The organism is Nonomuraea sp. NPDC004702 (genome assembly GCF_053601695.1).
In genome coordinates this window covers 95,707-106,153 of record NZ_JBSGCE010000039.1, presented here as the reverse complement: position 1 = coordinate 106,153, position 10,447 = coordinate 95,707, and the positions used below count along the sequence as shown (strand labels likewise).

General features: G+C 73.6%; 9 protein-coding genes and 1 pseudogene. 2 read left to right on the top strand and 8 right to left on the bottom strand.

Going from position 1 to position 10,447, the window contains the following annotated elements; genetic code table 11:
- The 5 genes and pseudogenes from ACWEJ6_RS36720 to ACWEJ6_RS36700 all read right to left on the bottom strand — a co-directional run.
- Positions 1–930, bottom strand: a pseudogene (locus ACWEJ6_RS36720) (hypothetical protein); the annotation flags it as partial.
- Positions 931–955: 25 nt separating this feature from the next.
- Positions 956–2,140, bottom strand: a complete 1,185-nt coding sequence (locus ACWEJ6_RS36715) for an FAD-dependent oxidoreductase (RefSeq protein WP_387663801.1) — start codon at positions 2,138–2,140, stop codon at positions 956–958.
- A complete protein-coding gene (locus ACWEJ6_RS36710; protein WP_352358998.1) occupies positions 2,137–2,877 on the bottom strand; it encodes a maleate cis-trans isomerase family protein in 741 nt (246 codons plus the stop codon). The genes ACWEJ6_RS36715 and ACWEJ6_RS36710 overlap by 4 nt, the downstream gene beginning before the upstream one ends.
- A 37-nt stretch (positions 2,878–2,914) precedes the next feature.
- The gene (locus ACWEJ6_RS36705; RefSeq protein WP_358284467.1) at positions 2,915–3,115 is read right to left on the bottom strand and encodes a hypothetical protein; all 201 of its coding nucleotides are present in this window, start codon (positions 3,113–3,115) and stop codon (positions 2,915–2,917) included.
- Between the two features lie 477 nt (positions 3,116–3,592).
- A complete protein-coding gene (locus ACWEJ6_RS36700) occupies positions 3,593–4,324 on the bottom strand; it encodes a hypothetical protein (protein WP_452429785.1) in 732 nt (243 codons plus the stop codon).
- A gap of 222 nt (positions 4,325–4,546) precedes the next feature.
- Here ACWEJ6_RS36700 and ACWEJ6_RS36695 point away from each other — a divergent pair, with 222 nt between their 5' ends.
- Both ACWEJ6_RS36695 and ACWEJ6_RS36690 read left to right on the top strand, forming a co-directional pair.
- On the top strand, positions 4,547–5,803 hold the full coding sequence (locus tag ACWEJ6_RS36695; protein ID WP_387663807.1) for a Scr1 family TA system antitoxin-like transcriptional regulator: 1,257 nt from the start codon (positions 4,547–4,549) through the stop codon (positions 5,801–5,803).
- Positions 5,804–5,991: 188 nt separating this feature from the next.
- Entirely contained in the window at positions 5,992–6,810 is an 819-nt protein-coding gene (locus ACWEJ6_RS36690) for an SAM-dependent methyltransferase (protein WP_452429783.1), read from the top strand.
- A 48-nt stretch (positions 6,811–6,858) separates the two neighbouring features.
- Here ACWEJ6_RS36690 and ACWEJ6_RS36685 read toward each other — a convergent pair whose 3' ends face one another.
- Genes ACWEJ6_RS36685 through ACWEJ6_RS36675 form a run of 3 tightly spaced genes read right to left on the bottom strand, consistent with a single transcriptional unit; the run spans position 6,859 to position 10,437 of the window.
- Entirely contained in the window at positions 6,859–8,466 is a 1,608-nt protein-coding gene (locus ACWEJ6_RS36685; RefSeq protein ID WP_452429781.1) for an MFS transporter, read from the bottom strand.
- Between the two features lie 37 nt (positions 8,467–8,503).
- Positions 8,504–8,923, bottom strand: coding sequence for a hypothetical protein (locus ACWEJ6_RS36680; RefSeq protein ID WP_352359010.1), 420 nt, complete (start codon positions 8,921–8,923; stop codon positions 8,504–8,506).
- Positions 8,920–10,437 carry a hypothetical protein gene (locus tag ACWEJ6_RS36675; protein WP_452429779.1) on the bottom strand — a complete coding sequence of 506 codons (1,518 nt, stop codon included), beginning with the start codon at positions 10,435–10,437 and terminating at the stop codon, positions 8,920–8,922. The genes ACWEJ6_RS36680 and ACWEJ6_RS36675 overlap by 4 nt, the downstream gene beginning before the upstream one ends.
- Positions 10,438–10,447 lie beyond the last annotated feature (10 nt).

Genomic DNA, 10,447 nt, shown 5'->3' with positions numbered 1-10,447 from the left:
GTCAACGATCCCACGGCGGTCGCCGGCGAGGCGGACGCGGCCGCCGCCGAACGCGTCCACGCCCTGCTGACCAGGCAGTTCCTCGACCCGGCCCGCCGACCAGGGGTTTCCCGGTGTCGCCGTCGTGGGGTCGGCGACCGGGGGCATCGGCGTCGCCCCCACGCCCGGCGGGGCCGCGAGCGGCTCCACCAGGGTGCGTGCCAGCACGGGGAAGCCGTCCGCCCGCCAGAGGGGTCCCTCTCCGGGCAGCGGCTGCGCCGAGGCGAGCCGGTTGGTCAGTGTGCCGGGCAGCTCCGCGATCGGCAGCCGGCGCAGCAGCGTGGCGGCCGACATGGTGCGGGGCGCGGCCCGGCAGGCGGCGCAGCCCTGGATGTGCCGGCTGATCCGGGCGCGGGCCCGGCGGCCCGGCGAGGTGACCCAGGCCGCCACCCGCGTGGTCAGATCAGGACATCCCGTACGGCCGCGCGCGGCGATGATCGCGGCGAACCAGCCCTCCAGCGCGTCGGCCGCCCGCGCCACCACGGCGCTGACCTCGTCCTGGCTCAGGCTGAAGACGGTGGCCAGCTCGGCGTCGGACAGGCCGTGGCGCAGGGACAGGTCGAGCAGCTCGCGCAGCGGGCGGTCGAGGGAGAGCAGCGCCTCGGGCAGCAGCTCCGACATCCGCCCCGGACGCGACCAGGAGCCGATGCTGGCCGGCTTGGCCACGAACGCGCGGTGGGCGCGGGCCAGGGCGTAGAGCCAGGGCCGGTGCAGGGCGGGGTCGCGCAGCCGGTCCGCGTAGAGGTGGGCGGACACCAGCGCGCCGGCGGCCGCCTGCTCGGCGTCGCCCGCGGCCAGCTCGGTGCGGCAGTAGTCGTAGAGGCGGGAGCCGTGCGTGTCGCACAGCTCGCGGATGGCCTGGCGCGCTTCGTCCGAGAGCGTTCGCCACATGCGGTGTCGCACCTCCTCAGCGGTGTCAGACGGGCCGGGCCCCACCGGCGGAGCCGGGAACGGTGTCGAGCAGCGAGGCCTGCGCGAGATAGGCCCGCGTGGCCTCCGGGTCGCCGGCGATGGCCCGCAGCCCGGCCATCGCCGCGGCCAGCCGGGCGCTGTCGCGCTCGCGCACGCCGGCCGGCCGTGTCTCGCCGCGCGGCATCACCCGCTGCAGCAGCACGGCCCGCCGCCGCCACGCCCACGCCTCCAGCGCGGTGGGCGGCGCGAAGCCGCCGAGCACGGCCGCGATCACCTGGCCGACCTCGACGGCGTCGTGGATGCCGGCGTTCATGTTCAGGCCGCCGACCGTGGAGGTCAGGTGCGCGGCGTCGCCGACGAACAGCACCCGTCCGCAGCGGTAGGAGGTCAGCACGCCCCTGGACAGCCCGAACCGGTCGGCGCCCGTCACGTGGATGGGCCCGCTCGCCCCCGGCAGGGCGCGGCGGACCAGCATCGAGACGTTGGGCGAGGACAGCGGCTCGGTGGCGTCGCAGGGGATCCTGAAGATGATCCGCCAGTGGTCGGGCAGCGCGAGCAACGTGCACGACTGCTGCACGTCGCGGACGTAGGTGAGCGGCGCCAGGCTCGGCAGCAGCCGGTCGAGCGGCGAGTCGGTGAACACCCGCAGCGCCTGCGTCGGGTAGGCCGACCTGGGGAAGGGCAGCCCCAGCGAGCCGCGCACCGTGCTGTGGCCGCCGTCGGCGGCGATCATGTACCGGGCCCGCGTCCAGGTCTGGCCGACGCGGACGCGGATGCCGGTGCCGCCCTCGGAGACCCCGTCGACGCGGGTGCCGAAGCGCACGTCCACGTCGGGGTAGGCGTTGAGGGCCGCGAGCAGCAGCGGGGTGAGCGCGGCCTGGTCGGCGTGGATCCTGAACGGGTGCTTGGTCAGGCCGTTGAGCCGGTTCATGCCCATCTCGGCCAGCACGATCCCCGACCGGTCGCGCCACTGCACCCGCTCGACCACGCGGCCCTTGGCGACGAGTTGCGAGGCCACGCCCAGCTCGTCGAGCAGGTCGAGCGTGGCCGGATGGAAGGTGCAGGCCCGCGCCTGCCCGGCGAGCTCGTTCTCCCGCTCCAGCACGGTGACCGGGATCCCGGCCCTGGCCAGCGAGAGCGCCGCGGTCAGCCCCGCCGGGCCGGCCCCGACGACGATCACGCCGTTCATGCGGGGCGCCTCCCCTGCTCCGCCATGTGGCGGCGGTAGGGCACGCGGCTGAGCGTGACGTGCTCGCCGATGGCCCGCGACAGGGCCCACCAGGCGGTGCAGAGGTTGGACGTGAGCAGCGTGCGGTCGTTGCCGGCGCTGAGCGGCCCGAGCACGGGCAGCGTGGCCATGCCGGTGCCGGTGAACAGCAGCACCGCGTCGCCGGGCACCTCGGCCCGCTCGACCTGGGTGATCAGCTCGGCCGGGGTGACCGCGTAGGAGGAGTAGCCGCCCTTGGCCGCCCGCACCTGCACGACCTGCGTGACGTTCAGCCCCGCCGTCTTCCAGAAGCGCTCGGCCAGCTCGGTCAGCCACGGCTGGTACGGCGAGACCAGCACGATGTCGCTCACGCCGACGTGTTCCACCGCCTCCCTGGTGGCCTGCGTGGAGGAGGCGAACGGCACGCCGGTCGAGGCCGACAGCCGCGCGCACTGGTCGGCGTCGTCGTCGGGGCCCAGCAGGTAGCGGGACTCGCTGCAGGCCATGACCAGGGCGTCCAGCGGCAGGCCGTCGAACGCGCAGACCATGCCGGGCAGGGCCTCGTTGTAGCTCTCCAGCCGTTCGGCGAGCGACACTCCCCGGTGCACGGGGAATCGGGTGACGTGCATGTCGGCGCGCGAGCCGAGCAGGCGGGTCAGCTCGGGCTCCGCCGAGGGATTGGCGGGGGCGACGATCACGCCCACCCTGCCGCGGCTCATCTCGCACCTTCCGGGTCGGGGACCGTCCGCATGACGGTCAGGCCAGCGCCTGGTCGATCTCGCCGATCGCCTGCACGGACACCTGCCGGATCCGGCGCAGCCGGTGGACGGTGCGCGCCGGGGCCTCGGCCCGCGACGGCTCGTCCCGGCCCTCGCCCCTCGGCTCGGCGGGCTGGGGCCGTGCGCCCCGGGCGTGCACCTCGTGCGGCTGCCGCCTGGACATCTCGTCGGTGAGCATGATCACTCCTGTCGGTCGCGGATCCGGGTGACGCGGGCCGGGCGCGGCCCGCTGACGTCATGGCCACCGGCACGGGGGCCCACGCGGGCGCCGGCCCCCTGAGGGGGCGGTCGATCAGAGCCGTGGCGCCCGTCACGCCGATCGTCCCGCCCGGCGTCGCCGCCGTGCCGGTGGCGCCGGCCGGGGAGCCGGGCGGGCCCGCCTCCCCGGTCGGGGAGGCCGCCGCCCGATCACGGGCGGACGGCCGCGAGGAAAGCCGGCCCCAGGCACTACCCCTTGGTTTGGCCGGCACGCCAGCCGCTACCGCGCCGGCCGACAGCACCGTGCCGACTTTGTCGGGCACGTGACGCACGGTGCCGGAGGGATGGGGTAGCGCCGGAGCCGGCCGCATGAGGGCCGCCGGCACGGCCGCGCGCGGCGCGGGTGGTGCGGGCGGGCCGGTGGGCGGCGAGGCCCGGCGGGGGAGGGGGAGCGGCGTCATCGCGCCGTCTCCGGGTCGAGCACGGCGGCGGCCCTGTTGGGCACGCTGACGCAGACCATGCGCTCGGTCAGCCCCGCGCGCGGGCCCGAGGCGCGCGAGCGGGCGGGCGGCGCGGTGCCGGCCACCGTGCGCGCGACCCTGGCGGCCAGCGCGAGGTGCTCGGCGCAGCGCCGGCTCACCGTCGACTCCAGCCCGGCCACCTGGGCCAGCCTGAGCCTGATGGGTTCCAGCGACGACCGGCGTTCGAGCCCGTCGAGGTCGGCCAGCCGGACGGGCCAGCGCAGCGCGTCGCGGCAGCGCTCGACCACCGCGGCGGGCAGCTCGGCGGCGGGCAGCCCTTCGTGCCGCAGCCGGGTGGCGATCATGACGGCCGCGAACGACGTGCGGTCGAAGTGGGCCAGCCGCCCGGACAGGGCCGCGCCCAGCATCCTGGCGCGGTGGCCCAGGCAGACCGCGCTCCAGCCGAGCAGCAGCAGCCGGTCGGGGCCCGGCTCGGTGTGCCAGCCGGCCAGCCGCAGTTCGCGGGCCATGCGGTGGTGCAGGCGCCAGCGGTGACGGGGGCTGTCCAGCCAGATCTCGACCCCGCCCAGCGGCAGCTCGGCGACCTGGACGTCGCGGCTCGTCAGCGGGCCGGCGACCCGCGCGCAGATGCGCCGGACGACCTGCTGCTGCCCCCGGGAGACCGGATCCTCCAGGAAGCGTGAGCCGTCGAGGGAGTCCATGGTCACGTCCGGCCACCTCCTTGCCGGAGACTCTCGCGAATCGTCCGGGCTGTTAAGCCACAGTTACCACGCGCTCCGATACTGTGCTGGAAAGAGGGGCTATGTCAACTCACACTTTGCGAATAAGTTGATACCTACCCGCCGGGCAGAGCTGGCCCGCGTGGCAGGGGACAGTGGGGGTCTCGTACCTTAGGCTGGGAAAAGTTCACGGGCGGTAGGAGGTGCGCCGTGGCGAACTTCGCCGAACGGCTCGATCTCGCGCTGACCAAGCGCGGCTTCACGGGCGCCCAGGTCGCCTCCGCCCTCACCGAGGCGGGCATACCCATCACGCGCGCCTACGTCAGCCAGCTGCGCACCGGCAAGCAGACCAACCCCACCCTCCAGGTGCTGCGGGCGCTGGCCGCCTGCCTCCAGGTGAGCGTGGGCTGGCTGGTGGGCGACGAGCACTACGAGTCCGGCGCGGTCGAGGACCTGCAACTGCGGGCGGCCGCGATCGGCCTGTCGGCCTCCGGGTTGTCGGAGGGGTCGCTGGCCGTCCTGCGCGGCGTGGTCGAGCTGGCGCGCCGGGCCGAGGGGCTGCCGGGCGAGCCGGAGCCGGCGGCCGAGATCCCCGAGGCCGCCACGCCGCTCAACGACTCACAGCGCCGCGCGCTCGGCAAGCGGCTGCACGGCCTGCGCATGGGCGTGCGGCTCTCGGTCGAGCAGGTCGAGGGCTCGCTCGGCAAGGGCGCCGCCGCGATCCCCGCGATCGAGGAGGGCCGTCTCGCGCCCACGCCGATCACGGTCGAGCGCCTGCTCGGCCTCTACGGCGTCACCGCCCCGCCCGTCCGCGAGTACGTGCTCTCGCTGGCCAGGGGCGAGCGCGAGGCCGCCTGGTACGACGCCCAGTCGGTGCCCGTCTGGCTGGCCACGGCCTACGCGCTGGAGCAGCGGGCCACGGTGATCCGCACGTACCATCCCCAGTTCGTCCCGCCGATGTTGCAGACCGAGGACTACGCGCGGGCCGCGATCACCGTGGCCGGGCCGGCCACGCTCGGGCAGTCGTCGGTGGAGGAGGCCCTGGCGCTGGTCATGGCCCGGCAGGAGGCGCTGGCCGGGGCCGGTGACACGGTGTTGTGGGCGGTGATCGACGAGGCCGTGCTGCTGCGCTCGATCGTCGGCCCGCACGCCCAGCTCCGCCAGCTCGACCTGCTGCTCGACCACGCCAAGCGGCCCAACGTCTCGCTGCACGTCGTGCCGATCGACGACCCGGCGTACGTGCCCCGCACCGGCCCGTTCACGCTCTGGCGCTTCGCCGAGGCGTTCGAGCCCGACGTCGCCTGCGCCCACGGCGTCGAGGCCGACGAGCTGATCACCGACGCCGCCGCGGTCGAGACCTACCACCAGGCGTTCACGAAGTTGTCGGTGACGACCACCACCCGCGAGGAGACGTACGAGGTGCTGGAGTCCCACCGCGAACGCCTGTCGCGCTCGACAGCGAAATGATCTCCGGCCGGCGCCATTCAGGTAAGGCATATTTCCGCAGAATTCATGCTTTTCCTGTTGTCTTCCGGCGTGCAACGAGGATCATAAGGTCTGGGTCATCGAGTGGGGTCCGAAAGGACCGGCTTTTCCCGAGATAGTGGGCGAGGGGAAAGGGGCAACACTCAATGCGTCTGCGTGCCATCCGTAACTTGGCGAAGCTGGAGATGACCCGAGCCATGACCACCCGGGTGCTCGACGCGGCCGCGGGCGGGAAGAACAATTTCTCGGCCGACCGCGATCTGGTACGCCGATATGACCAGGCCGCGTCCGTGACGACCACCGCCGCGCGGGCCGTGCTGCAGTTCCTGGTGCGCGTGGTCCGGCATCTGGCGGCCGAAGGCGTGGACCAGTTCGTCGTCGTGGGCAGCGGCGTGCCCAGCGGCCTGCCTCCGGGCGGCCGGTTGCACGACGTGGCCGCGGGCTGCCACGGCGGCTCCGGAGGCGTGCCCGCCCGGGTGGTCTACGTGGAGAACGACCCGATGGTGCTGGCCGGCGCGCGGGCCACCATCGAGCCGGGCACCGATCTGGTCCGCGTGGTCGAGGGCGACGTGCGCGAGATCGACGCGATCCTCGACGACCGGGTGGTGCGCGCCTTCCTCGACTGGGACCGTCCCGTGGCCGTGCTGCTGCTGTCCGTCCACAGCCTGGCCGACGACGAGTACGTCCACTACGTGATCGAGCGGGTCCGCCGGGCGGCGTCCGAGGGCAGCTACCTATCGCTGCTGCAGACCACCTTCGACGGCGTGCCGGGCGAGTTGCTGCCGGCGGTCCGGGACCTGCTGGCGATGACGCTGCCCGGCCACGCGATCCGCGGCAGGCAGGAGGTGGCGGCGCTGCTCGACGGGCTGGTGCTGGTCGATCCTGGGCTGGTGTGGGTTCCGGAGTGGCGGCCCGACGACCACGGCGCCGCCTGCTCCGGCCGGCCGAGCTCGTCGGGCACGTACGGCGCCGTGGCACGCGTCCCGTGAACTCCCCGGCGCCCTGGGCGTCAGGCCCCGGTGAACGCCAGGGCGCCCTCAGGCCCCTGTCGAGGCGGCGGCGGGCGTGGCCGGGTCGCCGGCCGCGCCCTTCGCCGGCTCGACCCCGAACGCCAGCACCGCCACCACCGCCAGGATGAGCGGGACCGCCCCGAGCAGCGCGGTCGTGCCGATCGACGGCGCCGCCGCCCCGGCCACGAGCACGGCGGTCACGGCCACGCCGCCGGCCTTGCCCATCCCCGCCGACAGCCCGGAGCCGCGCGAGCGCACCCGGGTCGGGTAGATCTCCGAGCTGTAGGCGGCCAGCACCGCGGCGATCGTCGCCGTCCCCACGATCGGCCCGGCCAGCAGCAGGTACAGCCAGGTACGGTCGTGCGCCAGCGTCTCGCCGGAGAAGGCCAGCACCGCCAGCGCCACGCCGACCAGCGCCGACAGCGTGACGATCGTCTTCTTCGCGCTCCACAGGCCGTACATGGCGGCCGAGACGAAGATCAGTGGCAGGCCCAGCAGCGTCGAGTCGCGCAGCGCCCGGTCGGCCGTCTGCTGGTCCAGGCCCAGCTTCTGCAGGTTGGACGGGATCCACAGCTGGAAGCCGTAGGTGACCAGGCCGATGCTCAGCCCGAGGACCACGACGGCCACCGTCAGCCCGGTGAACGGACGGCGGAACAGCCGCGAGTAGCCGCCCGCGTGCTCGTCCTCCACCCGCTCGACGCCGGCGGTGGCCTCCTCGGCGGTGGCGGCCGCGCCGTACCTGGCCAGGACCGCGCGGGCCTCGGCGTCGCGGCCGTGCGCGAGCAGGAAACGCGGCGACTCGGGGATGAAGCGGTTGAGCAGGATGAGGAACACGCCGGTCGGCAGCCCGACCAGCCACAGCACCCGCCAGGAGAACGTCGGCGCCAGCGACGCCGACAGCCAGCTGGCCGCCAGGTAGGCGACCGCCAGGTTGCCGCCGATGAGCACCATCACCCAGCCCTTGTGCCGCGGCGGGATCGTCTCGGCCAGCAGCGAGAACGTGATCGGCAACATGCCGCCCGCGCCCAGCCCCATGGCCACGCACATGGCCAGGTTCCACTCGAAGTCCGGCATGACACCGCAGATCGCGGTGCCGATGAACAGCACCCCGGCGAACAGGATCGACGGCTTGCGCCCGATCTTGTCGCCCATCCAGCCCCACAGCAGCGAGCCGAGCACCGTCCCGGTGAGCCCGGCCAGCGGCAGCAGCGCCACGGGCAGCTCGCCGGCCGGGTTGAGCGCGGACTTCAGGCCGTACTCCTTGGCCATGCCGGGCGCGACGAAACCGAGCGTGATCGGCTTCATGGCGTCGATGATCACCGCGACCGACATGACCACGATCAGCCCGATGTGCGCCGGCCGCATGCGCGCGTCGTCCAGCGCGCGGACGCGTACCTCGGCGGCCGGTCTGGCCGTCAGCGCGCCGGGCGGGATCAGCCCGTACGCCGTGACCGCCAGCCCCGCCACGATCAGCGCCATGCCGATCGTCATCGGCAGGTCCATCGGCATGCCCGCCAGGCGGTAGTGCATGTCGGCGCCGTGCAGGTACATCGGCAGATGCAGCACGACCCCGGCCACCGTGGCCAGGAACCCGAGCCAGAAGTACAGCGGTCGAGCCAGCTCGACGCCCCCCATTGCCCCTCCGTAAGCAGAACCGTGCGCAGATCCGGGATCAGAGCAGGCGGCCGCCGCGCAGCCGCCATTCGACGAACAACACCCGCATCGGCCCGTTCACGAACAACCACTGGCCGAGCCAGACGAAGGCGAACATCACCGCGAACGCCCACGCCCTGACCGGGCCGGCGACGCCGGGGACGAGCCCGCCGTCCAGCAGCACCCACATCAGCAGCCCCTCAGGCACGGCCGTGACCAGCCCGAACAGCGTCGGCCAGTCCTTGTCCCAGCGGAACTGCATGAGCAGGTGGTACAGCAGCTCCCACCCGACGCCCACGACGGCGACGGCCAGCAGCACGAGGAAGGCGTCCCGGAAGGACATCGGCAGCACCAGGGTGATCAGCGCGGTCAGCGCCGCCCCCACCGTGGCCAGCGTGAACAGCCGGGTCTGCAGCCGCCCGGCTAGCGTCGGGATCAAGCGAGCCTCCTGTTTCCCGCCCACCGCAGCCACTGGGCCGTGGACCGCACCGGCCCGAGCCCCTTGCAGAACCCGCGCCTGGTCAGGTCGGCGGCGATGTCGAGCGCGGCGGTCTGCATGCCGAGGAAGCTGTCCACGGCCAGGAAGTGGTTGCCGGCCGTGGCGGCGCCGGAGGCGTACAGGACGCCGCCCTCGCTCTCGGCGCCGAGCACCTCGAAGTTCTGGCCGACGCTCAGCCGGCCGGCCTTGTTGGGCCGGGCGCCGCCGTGCCGCAGCAGGTCGTCGAGGACGCGGTGCTCCGGCATGTCGGCCTCCAGGCCGGTGCAGTCGATGATGAAGTCGGACACGTACTGCATGGCGGCGGCGTTGACGCTGCGGGTGTGGGTGATCAGGCGGCCGTCGGGGGCCCGTTCGATGCGGTCGACGACGGCCTGCGTGGGGTGGTACCAGTTGCCCTGCCGGCCCCTGCGCATCTGCTCCTGCCAGCGGGCCAGCTTCGGGGTGGTGGTGCCGGCCAGCGCCTTGGAGATCAGGGCGCGCTGCTCGGGCGTGGCCTTCCTGAACCGGGCCTTGAGCTGGCCGCCGAAGGCCGACTTGGGCATCGTGAACGCCTGGTAGGCCCAGCCGTCGCCGCCCTTGCGCCGCATGAACACGCTCGGGCCGTGCGGACCGGCCACGTACGTGCGGAACAGGTGGACGATCTGGGTGTGCAGGCCGTACCGCTCGCGGTCGTCCATCAGGCGCTGGAGCACCCGGGAGGCCACGATCCCGGCGCCGCGCACGACCACCACCCCGGGCCGCTTGCGCAGCTGGTCGTAGACGTGCTCGTGCGGCTCGTAGGCGTTGACCACCCGGTAACGCTCGCCCTGCGCCTGCCGGAACTCCTGGAGGTCGTCGAGGAACTTCAGCCCCGGGTAGCCGACGGCCAGGTGCACGTACTGGGAGCGCAGCACCACCCGCTTGGTCGGCGAGGTGCCCGGCGGCGGCGTCAGCACGGTGAAGTAGCCGCCGCCCAGCCGCTTCCTGACCATGCGCACCTGGCCCTTGGCCAGCATGTGCCAGTAGCCGATGCGGTCGGCCTCGCGCCGCACGCTCTGCGTGACCAGCCCCGCGCGCGGGCTGTAGAAGTCGGTGAACAGCGGCTCGGCGAGCACCTGGAGGATCGGCTTGAGAGAGCCGTCCTGCCAGGCCTCCTGCACCGCGTAGGAGGGGAAGCCCCAGATGTTGTCGGGGCGAGCCCCCGCGTCGGACCGGATGCGCTCGTGCGCGGGCAGCTGCGAGACGCGGGTCAGGTACTCCCACGTCTGCCAGGGGGTGTCGCTGGTGGAGAGCACCCGCATGGCCGGGATCGGCACGCCTCTGATGCGCAGCACGTCGACCAGCGTGAACGAGCCGAGCCCGCCGCCCACCGACACCAGCGGCACGTCGTGGACGGGGATGCCGGCCGACTGCACCAGCCAGTCCGTCCAGGACGAGGAATGCAGTAGCTCCGGAGTGAGATCTCCCCGTGACATGCTGTGACCG